Genomic DNA, 17,039 nt, shown 5'->3' with positions numbered 1-17,039 from the left:
CTTGCTACCTGATAATAGCTGGGCGAAACAGGGGACAGAAACAAGGCCAAATCCAACGGTCGTCATTCCGGGGCACGCGCAGCGTGAACCCGGAATCCATCAAACCGCATGTTCCGTGGCTGAATGGATTCCGGGCTCTCGCTTCGCGAGCCCCGGAATGACGAAAGAGAGCGCCCCCCCTCATGTCCAAGAGCCTGATCGACCTGTTGTCCATCCTCGATCTCGAGCAGCTCGAGGTGAATTTGTTCCGCGGCAACAGCCCGAAGACGAGCTGGCAGCGCGTGTTCGGCGGCCAGGTGATCGGCCAGGCGATGGTCGCGGCCTGCCGCACCGTCGAGGGCCGCCTGCCGCACTCGATTCATTGCTATTTCATCCTGCCGGGCGATCCGCAGATCCCGATCATCTACCAGGTCGAGCGGCTGCGCGACGGCAAGAGCTACACCACCCGCCGCGTCACCGCGATCCAGCACGGCAACGCGATCTTCTCCATCATGGTCTCGTTCCACGCCGAGGAAGAGAGCAACTTCAATCATCAGGAGAAGATGCCCGACGTGCCGCCGCCGGAGAAGCTGACCGCGGAGGAAGTGTCGAAGCAGCCGATGTTCAAGGAGATGCCGGAATTCATCCGCCGCTACTATGAGAGCGACCGCCCGATCGAGCTGCGCCCGGTCGAGCTCGGCCGCTATTTCGGCCAGCAGATCGAGGACGGCCGCATCCATGTCTGGATCCGCACCGCGGCGAAATTGCCCGACGATCCGGCGCTGCATCTGTGCGCGCTCGCCTATGCGTCGGACTTCTCGCTGCTCGACGCCGTCATGGCGCGCTACGGCCGCACGCTGTTCGACCGGCGCATGATGCCGGCGAGCCTCGATCACGCGATGTGGTTTCACCGCCCGTTCCGCGCCGACGAATGGCTGCTCTACGCGCAGGATTCGCCGAGCGCGCAGTCGGGCCGCGGCCTGACCCGCGGCCAGATCTTCAAGCCCGACGGCACGCTGGTGGCGTCCGTCGCGCAGGAAGGTTCGGTACGCGAACGCAAGGCGTAATCGCTTTAGCGCAGTCAGGCGTTGGCGTAGGCGCCGCGCTCGGTCAGCGCGAATTGCGAGATGAACCAGTTGGCGTACCAGCGCAGCACCCACGGAATCGGGATCAGGAAGGCGCAGGCGACCGAGAACACGATGGTTCGCCACAGCACCTCGAGCCCGGATGCGTTGAAGGTGACCTCGCGGCGCGTGCCTTCGACGTTGCGGCAGATCCAGCGCATCCACGCCGTCATCACCCACGCCCAGCCGATGATGGTGACGGCCGAGATCACCATCAGCACGTACCAGCCGACATAGACCGCCGGGCTGCCGTTGAACGAGATCGGCAGCTCCTGGCCGCTCGAGCTGAGGCGGCTGAAGATCCAGCGAACGATCATCCAGCTGAGGAAGCCCTGCAGCAGCAGCGAGAGCAGCGTGACGATGTTGCTGTTGGCCGCTCCGGCATAGGTCAGCAGACCGAGCACGATGAAGACGTACCAGATGTCGAGCGGCTGCCCGGTGAAGCCGAGATGCGGCCGGCCCGGCACGCGGATATAGGGGATCGCAAAACGATACAGGCCGGTCGCGGTCCACGGCGCGGGGATGACGAAAATCTGGCCGATGAACATCAGCAAGCTGCGTCCGAACAGGCCCCAGATCGGGAAGTCGGCCGACAGCGCGCCACCGCTATAGGTTGCCGATGCGGCCACCGGCGGCGGTCCGCCGGCCTGCGGAAACGCCGGCGGCGCGCCCGCACTCGGAAGAAGGCCTGGAATCTCCCCGGCCTTCTGCCAGCCGGCCATGCCTTCGGTCCACACCAGGGTATCGCCGCCCACCATGCCACGGGTGATCAGGTCGCGGAGCTGAGCTTCAGGCAGGGGGCCCTTTTGCTGGCCTTCGGATGCATAAAACCAGTTTCGATTCGACATTTTCTTGTTCCTCGGGGCGCGGGTGCACGCGCTGTGGCGAGAATGAGCCAGCGGGGACGCTGGCCAGGGCGGGAAAGCCATATTCTGGCCGACGGTTGTCGTCCCGTACAGTGACGGAGTTCACGCGGTGCGCACGTTTTCCCCTTCAACCTGCAACTTTTTTGTGCCATTTGCCCAGAAAGCTGCCAGATTTGGTGGCGGCAAGTTGCCGCTCCAGAGACGGCAATTTGCCGCTCTGGGCACGGGCGCACACGGAAAACCTCAAGGGAATGAAGGCCTGACCATGAAACTCGTCGTCGCGATCATCAAACCGTTCAAGCTCGATGAGGTACGCCAGGCCCTGACCGCGATCGGCGTTCACGGCATGACGGTGACCGAGGTGAAGGGCTATGGCCGCCAGAAGGGCCACACCGAGATCTATCGCGGCGCCGAATATGTCGTGAATTTCCTGCCCAAGCTCAGGATCGAGATCGCCGTCGACACCGAGCTCGCCGAAAAGGCGGTCAGCGTGATCACCGAGCACGCCCGCACCGGCCAGATCGGCGACGGCAAGATCTTCGTGACGCCGATCGACCACGCGCTGCGCATCCGCACCGGCGAGACCGACAACGACGCGCTCTGAGTCTCAATCGACACCACCGCCGCCAGCGACGCCGGCACACGCAAAAAACCACGCAAAGAAACCACGACACGCCGGGGAATGATGATGGGGGCACGAGCTCTTCGTGCAGCGATATCAGCTGCGCCGATCACTGCTGCAATGCTGCTCTCGTGGGGCACGCCGGCGTCAGCGCAAGACACTGGCGCCTCCGGCATCAACCCCGCCGACACCGCCTGGATGATCGTCGCCACCGCGCTGGTCTTGATGATGACGATCCCGGGGCTCGCGCTGTTCTACTCCGGCATGGTGCGCAAGAAGAACGTGCTGGCGACGATGGCGCAGAGCCTCACCGCTGTTGCGATCATTTCGATCCTCTGGGTCGTCTTCGGCTATTCGCTGACCTTCGTCGGCAACGGTCCATGGCTCGGCTCGCTCGATAGCTGGTTCCTGGCCGGCATCACGATGGACAGCGTCAATCCGGCGGCAAAGACCATCCCGGAAGCGCTGTTCATGCTGTACCAGATGACGTTTGCGATCATCACGGTGGCGCTGGTTGCCGGCTCGGTCGCCGACCGCATGCGGTTCTCCGCCTATGTGCTGTTCTCGATCGGCTGGTTCATCTTCACCTACGTGCCGCTGGCGCATTGGGTGTGGGGCGGCGGCTTCCTCGCCTCGATGGGCGTGATGGATTTCGCCGGCGGCCTCGTCGTGCATCTGTCCGCCGGCATCAGCGGCCTGGTCGCGGCCAAGGTGATGGGCAACCGGCACGGCTATGGCCATGACAATCTCTCGCCGTTCGATCTGTCGCTCGCCGTGGTCGGCACCGGCCTGCTCTGGGTCGGCTGGTTCGGCTTCAACGGCGGCTCGGCGCTTGCGGCCAATTCGCGCGCGGTGATGGCGATCACCGCCACCCACCTTGCGGCCTGCGCCGGCGCGCTGACCTGGGGCGCGATCGAATGGGCGACGCGCCGCAAGCCGTCGGTGCTCGGCATGATCTCGGGCGCGGTCGCAGGGCTCGGTACCATCACCCCGGCATCCGGTTTCGTCGCGCCGTGGCACGGCATCATCATCGGCATCATTGCCGGCCTGGTCTGCTTCTGGGCCTGTACCTGGCTGAAGCATCGCTTCCAGTACGACGACTCGCTCGACGTGTTCGGCGTGCACGGCATCGGCGGTTTGACCGGCACGCTGCTCGCGGGCGTTTTCGCCACCGCGGCGATCGGCGGCACCTCCGGCCTGCTGGAGGGCAATCCGGGGCAGCTCCTGATCCAGCTCTACGGCGTCGTGACCACGCTGGTCTGGTGCGGCGGCGTCACCTTCGTGCTGCTCAAGCTGGTCAGCGCCTTCGTACCGCTGCGCGTCTCGATGCAGCAAGAGCTGGAGGGTCTCGACATCTCGCAGCACGGCGAAGCGCTGCAATAGCAGCCGAACTCGCATCGCCAGGACGAGATGAGCCCTGAGATGGCGAATTCGTAAAACAACCCCATGCAAAGTACCCGAGCGCCGCGACGTCACGCTGCAAGGGACAGTTCAGGCTTGCACGACACATAAGCATGTGCTTATGTGTCGGCATGGTCGACACCGATATCTTCAAGGCACTGGCCGATCCGACCCGCCGCAGGGTCTTTGAAAAGCTGGCCGGCGGCAGCCTGAACGCCAGCGCCTTGCGCGACGGGCTCGAGATCAGCCAGCCGGCGATGTCGCAGCATCTGGCGGTGCTGCGCGCGGCAGGACTGGTGCGCGAGCAGCGGCAGGGCCGCTTCGTCAATTATGAAGTCGACCCTGACGGGATCGCCAGCATCGGGACCTGGCTCGCCCGCTACCGCGCCTATTGGCCGAAGCGCATCGAGGCGCTCTCCGACCTCTTGAAGGACATGGATCAATGAGCGACATGGTTGAGCCTGACGCGGACGCAGCTTTGGTGTTCGAATACGATCTCGACGCACCGCCTGAAAAAGTATGGCGCGCCGTCACCATTCCAGCCCTGCGCGAGCGCTGGCTACCGGATTGCGATCTCGCGGCCGCTGAGCCCTTATCATCCGTCGCAGGCGAAGAGGTGCGTTACCGGCTGCGCGATTCCGAGCCGCCGTTTCGCGAGAGTCACGTCACCTTCCGGATCGAGCCGAACGAAGCCGGCGGCACCCGGTTTCGCATCATCCAGGAAGCCCGCGGCAAGCGAGCAAACCAGCCGCAAGCGGCCAACAGCAACTATCGCATGCTGATGCGCGCGGCCTGATCGCAGACTTCATCATCCGCTGAAACTTCATCACCTGCTGAAATGGGAGGTCGCCGATGCGCGACATGATGCAACTTGTCCCGATGGTCGTCGAGCAGTCGTCTCGCGGCGAACGATCCTTCGATATCTATTCCAGGCTGCTGCGCGAACGCATCATCTTCCTCAACGGCGAGGTCAATGATGCGATGTCCGGACTGGTCTGCGCGCAGCTGCTGTTCCTCGAGGCCGACAACCCGAACAAGCCGATCAACCTCTACATCAACTCCTATGGCGGCGTGGTCACCAGCGGGCTTGCGATGTACGACACCATGCAGTTCATCAAGGCGCCGGTGCACACGCTGTGCATGGGCACTGCGCGATCGATGGGATCGTTCCTGCTGATGGCCGGCGAGCCCGGCCACCGCGCCGCGCTTCCGAATGCCAGCCTCCACGTGCATCAGCCGCTCGGCGGCTTCCAGGGCCAGGCCACCGACATCCAGATCCATGCCGCCGAGATGCAGGCGACCAAGCGGCGCATCATCCGGCTCTACGCGCAGCATTGCCGGCGCACCGAGGCCGACGTGGAACGGACCTTGGACCGCGATCACTTCATGTCGGCGGAGCAGGCACTCGAATGGGGACTGATCGACAGGGTTTTTGCAGCGCGCGACGCCGCCTAATGGCCCGGCATTACTTTATCTAAATACCGGCGCCTGCACTGCGGCTAAGCAGAATTGTGTCCAGACCCTGGCTTGCTCATGAATTAGGCCAATCTGATTAGATTTTAGGCGCGACGGAATAGCGCAGCAGCAGCTTGCTCCCGCAATGCGGGAAAAGGTCCGGATTCATAATCCATTAGCGAACCCGAGCCGTTTGGCACGGCATTTGATTCTAAGGGTCCCGGCTGTGCCCGCGTAGTGGATGTCTTCCGCGTGGTGAACCTCAGTCGAAACTCCCGGTGTTCGTTCGCACCGGGCCCAAGCGGGGATAGGACTCATGAAAATTGTTATGGCGATCATTAAGCCATTCAAGCTGGAAGAGGTCCGTGACGCCCTGACCGCCATTGGCGTTCACGGTCTCACGGTGACGGAAGTCAAGGGGTACGGCCGTCAGAAGGGCCACACGGAAATCTATCGCGGCGCCGAATATGCGGTGAGCTTCCTGCCCAAGATCAAGATCGAGGTCGCAGTCGCCTCCGATCAGGTCGACAAGACCATCGACGCCATCACCTCCGCCGCCAAGACCGGACAGATCGGCGACGGCAAGATCTTCGTCATCAGCCTCGAGCACGCCGTGCGCATCCGCACCGGCGAGGCCGATGCCGCGGCCCTCTGATTTCGCGCTCAACCTTTAAGACCTCAGGAGTGAAATAACATGACGTTCAAGCGTCCCTATGGCGCGGGACTGGCGGCCCTCGCAGTCGGCCTCTTTGCCGCAACCGCCGCCTACGCCGAGCCAACCGTCAACAAGGGCGACAACGCCTGGATGCTGACATCGACGGTGCTGGTGCTGTTGATGACCATCCCGGGCCTCGCGCTGTTCTATGGCGGCCTCGTCCGCTCCAAGAACATGCTCTCGGTGCTGGCGCAGGTGTTCTACACCGTCTGCATCGTCACCGTGCTCTGGGCCCTCTACGGCTACAGCCTCGCCTTCACCGGCGGCTCCGACTTCATCGGCGGCTTCTCCAAGGCCTTCCTGATGGGCGTCACGCCGGACTCCAAGGCTGCGACCTTCTCGGTCGACGCCAACATCTCGGAGCTCGTCTATATGTGCTTCCAGATGACCTTCGCGGCGATCACGCCGGCCCTCATCGTCGGCGCCTTTGCCGAGCGGATGAAGTTCGCCGCGATCGCGCTGTTCATCCCGATCTGGGTCACCGTGATCTACTTCCCGATCGCGCACATGGTCTGGTACTGGCCGGGCCCGGACGCGATCCAGGATGCTGCCAAGGCGCTCGCCGCCGCGGCTGACGGCGATGCCAAGACGAAGGCGCAGGCCGCCCTCGACGCGATCAACGCTGACGCCGGCTGGATCTTCAAGAAGGGTGCGATCGACTTCGCCGGCGGCACCGTCGTGCACATCAACGCCGGCATCGCCGGCCTGGTCGGCGCGCTCCTGATCGGCAAGCGCACCGGCTACGGCAAGGAGCTGATGGCTCCGCACTCGCTGACCATGACCATGATCGGCGCCTCGCTGCTCTGGGTCGGCTGGTTCGGCTTCAACGCTGGTTCGAACCTCGAAGCCAATGGCGGCGCTGCGCTCGCCATGACCAACTCCTTCGTGGCCACGGCCGCGGCGGCGCTGGCCTGGATGTTCGCGGAATGGATCATCAAGGGCCATCCCTCGCTGCTCGGCGCGCTCTCGGGCGCGGTCGCGGGCCTCGTCGCGGTGACGCCTGCGGCCGGTTACGCCGGCCCGATGGGCGCCATCGTGCTCGGCCTCGTGGTCGGCGTGGTCTGCCTGTTCTTCTGCACGGTCGTGAAGAACGCGCTCGGCTATGACGACTCGCTCGATGTGTTCGGCGTCCACTGCGTCGGCGGCATCATCGGCGCGCTTGGCACCGGCATCCTGGTCAACCCGGCACTCGGTGGTGCCGGCATCATCGACTACACCGCGATCCCGCCGAAGGTTGCCGATTACGACTTCGTGGCGCAGATGACCTCGCAGGTCTGGGGCGTCGGCACTACGCTGGTGTGGTCGGGCATCGGCTCGGCGATCCTCTACAAGATCGTGGACGTGATCGTCGGCCTGCGTGCCAACGTCGAGACCGAGCGTGAAGGCCTCGACATCACCGAGCACACGGAGCGCGCCTACAACATGTAAGAGGTTCTCCCGGGACACGACCTCCCCAAGCGGTCGTTCCCAGAACTACGGTTCGGGCACATACCCGGCAATGTCCGGACCGTTGAGGGGCTCCAGCGCAAGTTGGAGCCCCTTTCTTTTTTCTGCGGATTGAGAAAATAATGTCGGAATTGCCTGCTATCGTGGAATGACAGGCTACAGAGAACAAAAACGGGAGGACGTCATGAAGGTGCAAGGCAGGTGCTATTGCGGCAACGTGCGCTATGAGGCCGAAGGCGAACCGATGATGGCGGCGCAATGCCTGTGCCGCGAATGCCAGTACATCACCGGCGGCGGACCGAACATGTTCATGGCGATGCCGACCACCGGCTTCAAATACACCGCCAGCCAACCCAAGCAGTTCACCCGCAAGGACCTCGAGCGCGCCGTGACGCGCGAATTCTGCCCGGAATGCGGCACCCATCTCGTGACCAAGGTTCCCGGCCTGCCCGCCACGATCCTGAAGGTCGGCACCTTCGACGACCCCAGCGTGTTCATCCCGCAGATGACGATCTACACCTGCGACAAGCAGACCTTCCACCACATCCCCGACGGCAAGCCGTCGTTCGAGAAGCTGCCGGCGCGGTAGACGCCACACATCACCGGCGTATTTGCTCTGCGAGCAAAGCGACCTCCCCTTTTCAAGGGGAGGTTCGAGCATTCGTCGGCCCTATGCAGCGCAGCTCACGCCGCATCGCGCGTGCTCGACGCGGTCGCGGCCGTGGCGCTTGGCGGCGTAGAGCGCCTGGTCGGCGGTTCGCATCAGGCCGCTCAGATCGAAGCCAGAGTCCTTCAAGGTGAAGCCGATGCTGATCATCACCGGCAGAAGGGTCACGCCGTCGAGGATGGTCCGGCCTGCGCAGTCGCGGCGGATTTCCTCGGCGCCGTGCGCGGCCTGCTCGTGGCTCAGGCCGGTCACCACAGCTGCAAATTCCTCGCCGCCGTAGCGGGCGACCAGCGCGCCGTGCCGGCTGGCGAACTGGCGCAGCACGTCGGCGATCTCAACCAGCACACCTTGTCGCCGATCTCATGTCCGTAGCGGTCGTTGATCGACTTGAAATGGTCGATGTCGCACATCAGGACCGCAACCGACGCGCCGTCCGCCTGCGCCTGGTCGAGCGCCGCGACGGCCTCACTGTCGAAGCCGCGCCGATTCAGCAGGCCGGTCAGTTGGTCGGTCTGCGAGATCTGGGCCAGCTCGCGACGGGTATGCGCGAGCTCCAGCATCAACAGGCCGGCGCGATAGGACATCGCGCCGCTGAGCGCGATCGAAATGAAGACGCCAGCGGTGAGCCCGAACAGTTGCATCTGGCCGACCGTGATCGGCGCGGCAAGATCGCGGCCGAACACCAGCATGCCGATGGTGAAGGACATCACCGCGGTCATGCCGGCGGCAATGACCATGACCTTGCCGGTGCGGCGCAGAACATCGCCGCGTGTCTCGATCCTGATGGCCATGTCCGTCCGCAGATCCTCGCAATCCGCGGGATCATTCGGTCGTGCTGTGTTGCGAATTGCTGAAGGAACTGGTGACGCCCGCGCTGGCCTTAATGGTGGGTAAAGCGGATCACTCGAATGCACCGCAATGACCAGCAAGCGGCGTCAGTCGACCAGGATTTCTTCGTCCGGCAGCTCGCTTGGCGCGCCGTCACGCAGATAGCTTTCGAGGATATTGGCCAGCGACAGCGGCGTGAGGCGCTCGTCCGCGCCGGATAGATCGGCGATCGGCCACCAGCGGAAGCAATCGAGCACCTTCGCCTCGGTCTTGTCGGCCATCACGGGGTCGAATCGATCCGTGTGAACGACCCGGTACTCTTCCTTCTGGGAGATCCGCCGGCCACCCCAGTTGAAGATGTGATGACGCCGCCACACGGCGGGACCCGGCGCGAAATCGACCAGCCCCAATTCCTCGGCCAGTTCCCGCTGCAACGTCGCTTCCGGCGTCTCATCGCCCTCGATGCCGCCACCGGGCGCGATCCAGAAACAGTCGCCGCCGTGCGGCGGGCGAATCCGCATCAGCAGGACTTCGCGCTCGCCCGTGATGATGAGCGCCCTGACGGCGCGGCGGTGGATCATGGCTCGGAGCAATTTTGAAGCGGTTTTCTGAGAGGAGCGCTGATATCACGCGCCGGCCAAACGTGCCGCGCCGCCGATGGTTAATCGCGTCTTAACCTCGCCCTATCTATGGTGATTTGATCGGTTTACGGTCGGCTCCCCCTCACCTCCGACCGCAGTGAAAGTGCTGGCATTTCAACCATGGCAATGACCGCCTCATCCGGCGTGGCGCAGGGCGCCGCCGATGCCACATCCGCCGGCCAGGCCGAGCGCTCCCCATTCGTGCGAACCACCGAACTGCTGGCGCCGTACCAGCCGGCTAAGCCCTTGATTACACTGTCGGTCGGCGAACCGCAGCATCCCGTGCCCGACTTCGTCGGGCCGCTGCTGGCAAAACACACCGCAGAGTTCGGCCGCTACCCGATGGCCAAGGGCATCGAGCCGTTCCGCCGCGCGGTCGCGACCTGGCTCGGAAGCCGGTTCCAATTGCCGCGTCCAGTCGATCCGGAGAGCGAGGTGTTGGTGCTGAACGGCAGCCGCGAGGGGCTGTTCTTTGCCGCGATCACAGCCGCGCGTTACGTCGCCCCGCGCAAGGGGCGGCCGGCGGTCCTGATGCCGAATCCGTTCTATCCGGCCTATGGCGCCGGCGCGCGCGCGGCCGGCTGCGAGCAGATCCATCTGCCGACCACGCTCGCCAACGGTTTCCTGCCCGACCTCGATGCGATCGACGAGGCGACATGGGCTCGCACCGTCGCGTTCTTCATCGCCTCGCCGGCCAATCCGCAAGGGTCGGTCGCCTCGCGCGCCTATTTCGCGCGGCTGAAAGAGCTCGCCGACCGGTTCGGCTTCATGATCCTGTCCGACGAGTGCTACTCGGAGATCTATACCCGCGAGGCTCCGGGCAGCATGCTGGAATGCGCCGGTCCCGATTTCCGCAATGTCGTGGCGTTTCAGTCGCTGTCGAAGCGCTCGAACCTGCCGGGCATGCGGGTCGGCTTCGCCGCCGGCGATCGCAAGTTTCTCGCCGCGTTCCTCGAGCTGCGCAATGTCGCCGCGCCGCAGGTGCCGGTGCCGTTGCAGCATGTCGCGGTCGCCGCCTATGGCGACGAGGCGCATGTCGAGGAGAACCGCAGGCTCTATCGCATCAAGTTCGATTTCGCCGACCAGATCCTCGGCAACCGCTACGGCTACAAGCGTCCCGCCGGCGGCTTCTGCGTCTGGCTCGACGTCTCCGATCGCGGCGACGACGAGGCGGTGACCGTCAGGCTCTATCGCGACGCCGGCGTTCGGGTGATTCCGGGCAGCTACCTGGCGCGCGAGCAGAACGACGGTTCCAATCCGGGCGCGGGCTATATCCGCCTTGCGCTGGTCTCCGACAGTGAATCAACGGCCGAGGCGATGCATCGCCTGGTCGAAACCCTGGGTTAATCGCGAAGCGCGAAGATTGAGTATGCCAGCGATCGAACGTGTCATCCCTCTGGTCGGCCATCTGCCGCTCTCGCTGCGCGAGGCGCTGGCGCGGCGGCTGCGCGAACTCACCGGGCTTGGCCTGATCGCGCTGTCGGGCGCCATCACCGCTGCGCTGATGACCTGGTCGGTGCAGGATCCGTCGCTCAGTCATGCCACCTCGCGCGCGATCCGCAACGTGCTCGGCTATCCCGGCGCGATCGGCGCCGACCTCTTGATGCAGATTCTCGGCCTCGGCGCCATCATGCTGCTGCTGCCGGTGGCGGTATGGGGCTGGCGGATGCTGACGCATCGTCCGTTCGATCGCGAGGCGCTGCGGCTCGGCTGCTGGATTCTGTGCACGGTGATCGCGGCGGGCTTCGCCAGCTGTTGGCCGCACAATACGTCATGGCCGCTGCCGACCGGGCTCGGCGGCGTGGTCGGCGACGCGCTGCTGCGCACGCCGGCCGTCGTGTTCGGGCCGCCTGGCTTCCTCTATCGCGTCGTGCTCGGCCTGATCCTGTTCGTCGCGATGGCCGCGACCTTCCTGTTCGCCTGCGGTTGGGGCGCCAAGGAAGAGGACGAGGAGCTTACGCCGATCGCTGACGACGACGAGCCGTTCGTCGAAGAGGAAGACAACGACCGCAGCTCGGTCTCGCTGGGCTGGCTGTTCCACGCGCTGATGAGCGCGAAGGCGCGGCTCGGCTGGCTGTTCGGTACCGCCTATAAATCGCTGGTGTCGAGCGGAGCGCAGGGCCGCAGCAGTGCGGCGTTCGAGCGCCAGGAGCCCAACATCGGCGGCGGCCGCTCGGCGCCCTCGATCGCGCCGGCGGCCGACGACCATGACGAGGACGAAGACGAGGACGAGGCTTTCGACGAGGAAGAAGAGGACGACGAGGAGGAAGCTCCCGCCGCCCGCGCCCCCCGCAAGAAGGCCGAGCCGAAGCCGAAGAAGAAGAACTCCGACAAGTTCGAGCTGCCGTCGGTCTCCGTGCTCAGTGCGCCGAAGGCGAGCGATCGCCAGCCGCTGAGCAAGGCCGAGCTCGAAGCCAATTCGCGTGCGCTGGAAGGCGTGCTGCAGGACTTCGGCGTGCGCGGCGAGATCGTCAAGGCCAACCCCGGCCCGGTGGTCACGCTGTACGAACTGGAGCCCGCGCCCGGCATCAAGTCGTCGCGCGTGATCGGATTGTCCGACGACATCGCCCGCTCGATGAGCGCATTGTCGGCGCGCGTCGCCGTGGTCGCCGGCCGCAATGCGATCGGCATCGAGCTACCGAACGCGCATCGCGAGAAGGTCTATCTGCGCGAGCTGCTTGTCGCCAAGGAAAGCGTCGATTCGGTTGCGAAGCTGCCGCTGTGCCTCGGCAAGACGATCGGCGGCGATCCCGTCATCATCGATCTCGCGCGCACGCCGCATATGCTGATCGCCGGCACCACCGGCTCCGGCAAATCGGTCGCGATCAACACCATGATCCTGAGCCTGGTCTACCGGCTGCGTCCGGATCAGTGCCGCCTGATCATGGTCGACCCGAAGATGCTCGAACTCTCCGTCTATGACGGCATCCCGCATTTGCTGACACCCGTCGTCACCGATCCGAAGAAAGCCGTTGTCGCGCTGAAATGGGCCGTGCGCGAGATGGAAGAGCGCTACAAGCGGATGGCCAAGCTCGGCGTGCGCAACATCGACGGCTACAATGCGCGTCTGGTCGAAGCCAAGGGCAAGGGCGAAGAGCTGACACGCACCGTGCACACCGGCTTCGACAAGGAGAGCGGCAAGGCGATCTACGAGGAAGAGAAGCTCGACCTCGAGCCGCTGCCCTACATCGTCATCATCGTCGACGAAATGGCCGACCTGATGATGGTCGCCGGCAAGGACATCGAAGGCGCGGTGCAGCGCCTGGCGCAGATGGCGCGCGCCGCCGGCCTGCACGTGATCCTCGCCACGCAGCGTCCGTCGGTCGACGTCATCACCGGCACGATCAAGGCCAACTTCCCGACCCGCATCGCCTTCCAGGTGACGTCGAAGATCGACAGCCGCACCATCCTCGGCGAGATGGGCGCCGAGCAGCTGCTCGGCCAGGGCGACATGCTCTACATGGCGGGCGGCGGCCGCATCAGCCGCGTGCACGGCCCGTTCGCGTCCGACGAGGAAGTCGAGAAGGTGGTGCGTCACCTGAAGACGCAGGGCCAGCCGGAATACCTCGAAGCCGTCACCGCGGAAGAGCCGACCGACGAGGACGGCGCCGTGTTCGATGCCACCGGCATGGGTGGCGACGGCGGCGGCGATCTGTTCACGCAGGCGGTTGCGATCGTCAAGCGCGACCGCAAGGCGTCGACCTCCTACATTCAGCGCCGGCTGCAGATCGGCTATAACCGCGCCGCCTCGCTGATGGAGCGGATGGAACTTGAGGGCATCGTCGGCCCGGCGAATCACGCCGGAAAGCGCGAAATCCTGGTCGCGGAGGAAGAAGGCCAGTTCTGATCGGGGGCGATCATCACGGAAAAACCATATCTCCCTCGGAAGAGGCGGGATAAAATCCGGCGAAGCGGGACGAGCGTCGAACAGAGACCTGGCATATCTGATGGCAAAACATCTCATTGACCGCGGCACGCGCACTGCGCTGGCTCTTCTCGTCACCGCCGCGATCGCCGGCAGCGCGGCCGCGCAGAATGCGCCGGCGACGCCGAAACCCGCAGCCAACGCGGGACCGAAGGCTGCGCCAAAGGCCAAGGACGCCGGCGCGCAGAGCAATGCGGACAAGGGCCCGGCCACCACCGGCGCCACCCAGGCACCGCCGGAGCCAGTGATTCCCGATCCGCGCCGCAACGTCCCCGCCAACATCTTCCAGACCTTCGACGCCAACCAGAAGGCGCAGGCCGCCAAGGTTTCGGCCTATCTGTCGTCGCTGCAGACCCTGGTCGGGAATTTCGTCCAGGTCGGTCCCGACGGCACCAAGACCAAGGGCGATTTCTACATCCAGAAGCCCGGCAAGCTGCGCTTCGAATATGACAATCCGAGCACCATCGAGGTGATTGCCGACGGCTCGTCGGTCGCGGTGCGCGACCGCAGGCTCGCGACCCAGGACGTCTATCCGCTGTCGCAGACCCCGCTGCGCTATCTGCTGTCGGACCGCATCGATCTGATGAAGGACACCAACGTCGTCAGCGTCACTGCCGACGACGTGTTCGTCAGCATCACGATCGAGGAGAAGCAGGCGCTGGTCGGCACCAGCCGCTTCCTGCTGATGATCGGCGCCAAGGACGGCAAGCTCAAGCAGTGGACCGTCACCGATCCGCAGGGCTACGACACGACCGTTGCGGTCTATAATCTCGACGCGACGCAGAAGCCCGATCCGGGGCTGTTCAAGATCGACTTCACGACCTATCCGGGCTCATCGCCGGGGTAGTCGCTCTTCTCCCTCGCCCCGCTCTTGCGGGTGGGGGGGCCGCCTCCGCAAATTCGAAAGATGCGTAGGGCGGGTTAGCCGAAGGCGTAACCCGCCATTCCTCCGCGCAAGTGCGGAGGGTTACGCTGCGCTAACCCGCCCTACGAATCCTTGCTTGTGGACAAAGCGCTAACCCACGCCGAGAACCGTGCTAAGACGCACCTCTCATGCGGTTCTCCGTCACCACCTGGAACATCAATTCGGTGCGCCTGCGCATCGACATCGTCGCCAAATTCCTGAAGAGCGTGCGGCCGGATGTGCTGTGCCTGCAGGAGACCAAATGCATCGACGATGCGTTTCCACTGAAGCGCTTCAAGCGGCTCGGCTATGAGCACGTCGCGCTGAACGGGCAGAAGGGCTATCACGGCGTCGCCATCGTCTCGCGGCTGCCGTTCGAGACCACCGACATCCGGACGTTCTGCGACAAGATCGACTCGCGGCACATCTCAGTTTCCTTCGGCGAGAAAGCGCAGCTCTCAAAGCCGCTGGTGCTGCATAATTTCTACGTGCCGGCCGGCGGCGACATTCCCGATCCCGCGCTCAATCCGAAATTCGAGCACAAGCTGCAATTCCTCGACGAGATGAAGGCGTGCGAGCCGCTGCATCCGCGCGGCGACGACCGCCACATCCTGGTCGGCGACCTCAACGTCGCGCCGCATGAGCACGACGTGTGGTCGCACAAGCAGCTGTTGAAGGTGGTCTCGCACACGCCGGTCGAGACCGAGAAGCTGCTCGCAGCGCAGGCGCATGGCGAATGGTTCGACGTCGCGCGCGAGCGAATCCCGATGTCGGAGAAAGTCTACACCTGGTGGAGCTATCGCGCCGCGGACTGGACCGTCGGCGACCGCGGCCGCAGGCTCGATCACATCTGGGTCTCGCGCGCGCTGAAGGATCAGGTCAGCGACTTCAAGATCACCCGCGACGCCCGCAGCTGGGAGCGGCCGTCGGATCATGTGCCGGTCACGGCGGTGATGGAGGTTTAGTTCTTCAAAGCACTGAACTGTGTTCCGTCACCCTGAGGAGCGCGAAGCGCGTCTCGAAGGGTCGACGGCCACCAGCCGGGCCGTGCATCCTTCGAGGCTCGCAAGAGCTCGCACCTCAGCATGACGGGATAAGTAGGTCTCGCCGCAACGACAGCAGCTACGTGCTCAGCTTCCCGCCCGCGATCAAAATATCGCTCGCCAGCTGGCTGGTGCGCAGTGCGAGTTCGTCGCGCAGGCGGCGAGCTGCGGCCGGATCGCTTTCTAGCACGCGCTGGAACAGGCTGCGCGCGACGCGGATCACCGAGCCGCGCTCCAGTGAGGTCGCCGTCGAAGGCCGTTTCATCGCGACGATCAATGCGAGCTCGCCAATCAGCGAGCCCGGACCGGCGATGATCTCGGCGCCGCCTTCCTCGACCCGGAACGTGCCGCGCTGCACGACATAGCCGGCGTCCGCGGCGTCGCCGACCTTGAACAGCACTTCGCCTGCGTTGAAGTCACGTTGCTCGGAGCCGATCGCCAGCATGCGCAAGGAGCTGTCGCCCAACAGACGCATCGTCGGGACCTGCTCAAGCAGGGCTACGTCATCATCGATCGACATTCAGGGCCGGTAACCGCAGTGCGCCTCGATTTCACGAATCGTTGAGCGCGAAGCGTATCACGGCACCAGCTTGTAGCCACCGGCTTCCGTCACCAGGATTTCCGGGTTGGCGGCATCCTTCTCGATCTTCTGGCGGAGGCGGTAGATGTGGGTTTCCAACGTGTGGGTGGTGACGCCGGAATTGTAACCCCAGACTTCCTGGAGCAGGGTCTCGCGCGACACCGGCATCTGGCCGGCGCGGTAGAGGAAGCGCAGGATCGCGGTTTCCTTCTCGGTCAGCCGCACCTTTCTGGCATTGGCGCCGGTGAGCATCTTCGAGCCGGGCCGGAACGAGTAGGGGCCGACCGAGAACACCGCGTCCTCGCTGGCCTCGTGCTGGCGCAGCTGCGCCCGGATCCGGGCCAGCAGCACCGCGAAGCGGAACGGCTTCGCCACATAGTCGTTGGCGCCGCTTTCGAGGCCAAGGATGGTGTCGGAATCGGTGTCATGGCCGGTCAGCATGATGATCGGGGCCTTGAAGCCGCCCTTGCGCAGGCTGCGGACCACTTCGCGGCCGTCGGTGTCGGGCAGGCCGACATCCATCAGGACCAGATCGGGAGAATTGGCTTTGGCGGCAGTGGCGCCCTTGGCGCCGGTGTCGACTGCGGAGGCTTCGAATTCCTCGTGCAGGGACAGCTGCTCGACCAGCGTATCGCGCAGATCGGTATCGTCATCCACGATCAAGATCTTGCGGGCATTGGCCATAGGTACAATCCTTCGGGGGCGGGGCGGTCAGAAGCGGGGGGCGCTTATGGCCGTAGCATCGGCTAGATACGTGCTCAGGTAGGCCGTCGTTACCGATTCACAAGGCAGCGGCAGTCTACCTCAAATCCGGCGGGGCAGGACGTGAATGTCCTGTAATGC

General features: G+C 64.6%; 19 protein-coding genes. 13 read left to right on the top strand and 6 right to left on the bottom strand.

The features are described from left to right. Window positions 1-182 precede the first annotated feature (182 nt). Window positions 183-1,046: an acyl-CoA thioesterase II gene (gene tesB, locus ACVIGA_RS21720; RefSeq protein WP_212312813.1), complete on the top strand. Its 864-nt coding sequence runs from the start codon at window positions 183-185 to the stop codon at window positions 1,044-1,046. A gap of 14 nt (window positions 1,047-1,060) precedes the next feature. On the opposite strand, the gene ACVIGA_RS21715 is transcribed toward tesB, so the two are convergent. Beyond that, window positions 1,061-1,951 carry a DUF4339 domain-containing protein gene (locus ACVIGA_RS21715; RefSeq protein ID WP_456667913.1) on the bottom strand — a complete coding sequence of 297 codons (891 nt, stop codon included), beginning with the start codon at window positions 1,949-1,951 and terminating at the stop codon, window positions 1,061-1,063. Window positions 1,952-2,234: 283 nt separating this feature from the next. On the opposite strand from ACVIGA_RS21715, the gene ACVIGA_RS21710 reads away from it, so the two are divergent. The 8 genes from ACVIGA_RS21710 to ACVIGA_RS21675 all read left to right on the top strand — a co-directional run bounded on the left by ACVIGA_RS21710 (window position 2,235) and on the right by ACVIGA_RS21675 (window position 8,197). Further along, window positions 2,235-2,573 carry a P-II family nitrogen regulator gene (locus tag ACVIGA_RS21710; protein ID WP_074128375.1) on the top strand — a complete coding sequence of 113 codons (339 nt, stop codon included), beginning with the start codon at window positions 2,235-2,237 and terminating at the stop codon, window positions 2,571-2,573. Window positions 2,574-2,657: 84 nt separating this feature from the next. Then, window positions 2,658-3,974: an ammonium transporter gene (locus tag ACVIGA_RS21705; protein ID WP_456667912.1), complete on the top strand. Its 1,317-nt coding sequence runs from the start codon at window positions 2,658-2,660 to the stop codon at window positions 3,972-3,974. A 149-nt stretch (window positions 3,975-4,123) separates the two neighbouring features. Beyond that, complete coding sequence (locus ACVIGA_RS21700; RefSeq protein ID WP_092121114.1) at window positions 4,124-4,438, top strand: ArsR/SmtB family transcription factor; 315 nt, start codon at window positions 4,124-4,126, stop codon at window positions 4,436-4,438. Further along, window positions 4,435-4,788, top strand: coding sequence for an SRPBCC family protein (locus ACVIGA_RS21695; RefSeq protein WP_456667911.1), 354 nt, complete (start codon window positions 4,435-4,437; stop codon window positions 4,786-4,788). Before ACVIGA_RS21700 ends, ACVIGA_RS21695 begins: the two co-directional genes overlap by 4 nt. Window positions 4,789-4,844: 56 nt before the next feature. Further along, the gene (locus ACVIGA_RS21690; protein WP_456667910.1) at window positions 4,845-5,447 is read left to right on the top strand and encodes an ATP-dependent Clp protease proteolytic subunit; all 603 of its coding nucleotides are present in this window, start codon (window positions 4,845-4,847) and stop codon (window positions 5,445-5,447) included. 316 nt (window positions 5,448-5,763) lie between these two features. Next, on the top strand, window positions 5,764-6,102 hold the full coding sequence (locus ACVIGA_RS21685; RefSeq protein WP_029080945.1) for a P-II family nitrogen regulator: 339 nt from the start codon (window positions 5,764-5,766) through the stop codon (window positions 6,100-6,102). Window positions 6,103-6,141: 39 nt separating this feature from the next. Further along, a complete protein-coding gene (locus ACVIGA_RS21680) occupies window positions 6,142-7,590 on the top strand; it encodes an ammonium transporter (RefSeq protein WP_223971253.1) in 1,449 nt (482 codons plus the stop codon). Window positions 7,591-7,792: 202 nt separating this feature from the next. Beyond that, window positions 7,793-8,197: a GFA family protein gene (locus tag ACVIGA_RS21675; protein WP_456667909.1), complete on the top strand. Its 405-nt coding sequence runs from the start codon at window positions 7,793-7,795 to the stop codon at window positions 8,195-8,197. An 81-nt stretch (window positions 8,198-8,278) separates the two neighbouring features. Here the strand turns inward: ACVIGA_RS21675 and ACVIGA_RS21670 are convergent, their stop codons facing one another. From ACVIGA_RS21670 to ACVIGA_RS21660, 3 genes are all read right to left on the bottom strand, one after another. Next, window positions 8,279-8,599: a GGDEF domain-containing protein gene (locus ACVIGA_RS21670; RefSeq protein ID WP_456667908.1), complete on the bottom strand. Its 321-nt coding sequence runs from the start codon at window positions 8,597-8,599 to the stop codon at window positions 8,279-8,281. Then, window positions 8,524-9,066, bottom strand: a complete 543-nt coding sequence (locus ACVIGA_RS21665) for a GGDEF domain-containing protein (protein WP_456667907.1) — start codon at window positions 9,064-9,066, stop codon at window positions 8,524-8,526. Before ACVIGA_RS21665 ends, ACVIGA_RS21670 begins: the two co-directional genes overlap by 76 nt. Window positions 9,067-9,210: 144 nt before the next feature. Then, window positions 9,211-9,684, bottom strand: a complete 474-nt coding sequence (locus ACVIGA_RS21660) for an NUDIX hydrolase (RefSeq protein ID WP_456667906.1) — start codon at window positions 9,682-9,684, stop codon at window positions 9,211-9,213. A gap of 180 nt (window positions 9,685-9,864) precedes the next feature. Here ACVIGA_RS21660 and ACVIGA_RS21655 point away from each other — a divergent pair, with 180 nt between their 5' ends. From ACVIGA_RS21655 to ACVIGA_RS21640, 4 genes are all read left to right on the top strand, one after another. Further along, complete coding sequence (locus ACVIGA_RS21655) at window positions 9,865-11,091, top strand: aminotransferase class I/II-fold pyridoxal phosphate-dependent enzyme (RefSeq protein WP_456667905.1); 1,227 nt, start codon at window positions 9,865-9,867, stop codon at window positions 11,089-11,091. Window positions 11,092-11,107: 16 nt separating this feature from the next. After that, entirely contained in the window at window positions 11,108-13,591 is a 2,484-nt protein-coding gene (locus tag ACVIGA_RS21650) for a DNA translocase FtsK (RefSeq protein ID WP_456667904.1), read from the top strand. 100 nt (window positions 13,592-13,691) lie between these two features. Continuing rightward, entirely contained in the window at window positions 13,692-14,516 is an 825-nt protein-coding gene (locus ACVIGA_RS21645) for an outer membrane lipoprotein carrier protein LolA (RefSeq protein ID WP_456667903.1), read from the top strand. Window positions 14,517-14,722: 206 nt separating this feature from the next. After that, window positions 14,723-15,538: an exodeoxyribonuclease III gene (locus ACVIGA_RS21640; protein ID WP_456667902.1), complete on the top strand. Its 816-nt coding sequence runs from the start codon at window positions 14,723-14,725 to the stop codon at window positions 15,536-15,538. A gap of 157 nt (window positions 15,539-15,695) precedes the next feature. Here ACVIGA_RS21640 and ACVIGA_RS21635 read toward each other — a convergent pair whose 3' ends face one another. Together ACVIGA_RS21635 and ACVIGA_RS21630 are read right to left on the bottom strand one after the other, a co-directional pair. Continuing rightward, window positions 15,696-16,136, bottom strand: a complete 441-nt coding sequence (locus tag ACVIGA_RS21635; protein ID WP_375777860.1) for a Crp/Fnr family transcriptional regulator — start codon at window positions 16,134-16,136, stop codon at window positions 15,696-15,698. Window positions 16,137-16,193: 57 nt separating this feature from the next. Next, window positions 16,194-16,880 carry a response regulator transcription factor gene (locus tag ACVIGA_RS21630; protein WP_016841446.1) on the bottom strand — a complete coding sequence of 229 codons (687 nt, stop codon included), beginning with the start codon at window positions 16,878-16,880 and terminating at the stop codon, window positions 16,194-16,196. Between the last annotated feature and the right edge of the window lie 159 nt (window positions 16,881-17,039).

The organism is Bradyrhizobium sp. USDA 3240, assembly GCF_054063295.1.
Note: the sequence above shows the minus strand (reverse complement) of the source record. Positions and strands in the feature narration are given on the sequence as shown.

What these genes read in the sequence shown, in the direction of transcription:
- tesB (WP_212312813.1), top strand. Translation starts at nt 183, where the DNA reads ATGTCCAAGAGCCTGATCGACCTGTTGTCCATCCTCGATCTCGAGCAG.
- ACVIGA_RS21715 (WP_456667913.1), bottom strand. Translation starts at nt 1,951, where the DNA reads ATGTCGAATCGAAACTGGTTTTATGCATCCGAAGGCCAGCAAAAGGGC.
- ACVIGA_RS21710 (WP_074128375.1), top strand. Translation starts at nt 2,235, where the DNA reads ATGAAACTCGTCGTCGCGATCATCAAACCGTTCAAGCTCGATGAGGTA.
- ACVIGA_RS21705 (WP_456667912.1), top strand. Translation starts at nt 2,658, where the DNA reads ATGGGGGCACGAGCTCTTCGTGCAGCGATATCAGCTGCGCCGATCACT.
- ACVIGA_RS21700 (WP_092121114.1), top strand. Translation starts at nt 4,124, where the DNA reads ATGGTCGACACCGATATCTTCAAGGCACTGGCCGATCCGACCCGCCGC.
- ACVIGA_RS21695 (WP_456667911.1), top strand. Translation starts at nt 4,435, where the DNA reads ATGAGCGACATGGTTGAGCCTGACGCGGACGCAGCTTTGGTGTTCGAA.
- ACVIGA_RS21690 (WP_456667910.1), top strand. Translation starts at nt 4,845, where the DNA reads ATGCGCGACATGATGCAACTTGTCCCGATGGTCGTCGAGCAGTCGTCT.
- ACVIGA_RS21685 (WP_029080945.1), top strand. Translation starts at nt 5,764, where the DNA reads ATGAAAATTGTTATGGCGATCATTAAGCCATTCAAGCTGGAAGAGGTC.
- ACVIGA_RS21680 (WP_223971253.1), top strand. Translation starts at nt 6,142, where the DNA reads ATGACGTTCAAGCGTCCCTATGGCGCGGGACTGGCGGCCCTCGCAGTC.
- ACVIGA_RS21675 (WP_456667909.1), top strand. Translation starts at nt 7,793, where the DNA reads ATGAAGGTGCAAGGCAGGTGCTATTGCGGCAACGTGCGCTATGAGGCC.
- ACVIGA_RS21665 (WP_456667907.1), bottom strand. Translation starts at nt 9,066, where the DNA reads ATGGCCATCAGGATCGAGACACGCGGCGATGTTCTGCGCCGCACCGGC.
- ACVIGA_RS21660 (WP_456667906.1), bottom strand. Translation starts at nt 9,684, where the DNA reads ATGATCCACCGCCGCGCCGTCAGGGCGCTCATCATCACGGGCGAGCGC.
- ACVIGA_RS21655 (WP_456667905.1), top strand. Translation starts at nt 9,865, where the DNA reads ATGGCAATGACCGCCTCATCCGGCGTGGCGCAGGGCGCCGCCGATGCC.
- ACVIGA_RS21645 (WP_456667903.1), top strand. Translation starts at nt 13,692, where the DNA reads ATGGCAAAACATCTCATTGACCGCGGCACGCGCACTGCGCTGGCTCTT.
- ACVIGA_RS21640 (WP_456667902.1), top strand. Translation starts at nt 14,723, where the DNA reads ATGCGGTTCTCCGTCACCACCTGGAACATCAATTCGGTGCGCCTGCGC.
- ACVIGA_RS21635 (WP_375777860.1), bottom strand. Translation starts at nt 16,136, where the DNA reads ATGTCGATCGATGATGACGTAGCCCTGCTTGAGCAGGTCCCGACGATG.
- ACVIGA_RS21630 (WP_016841446.1), bottom strand. Translation starts at nt 16,880, where the DNA reads ATGGCCAATGCCCGCAAGATCTTGATCGTGGATGACGATACCGATCTG.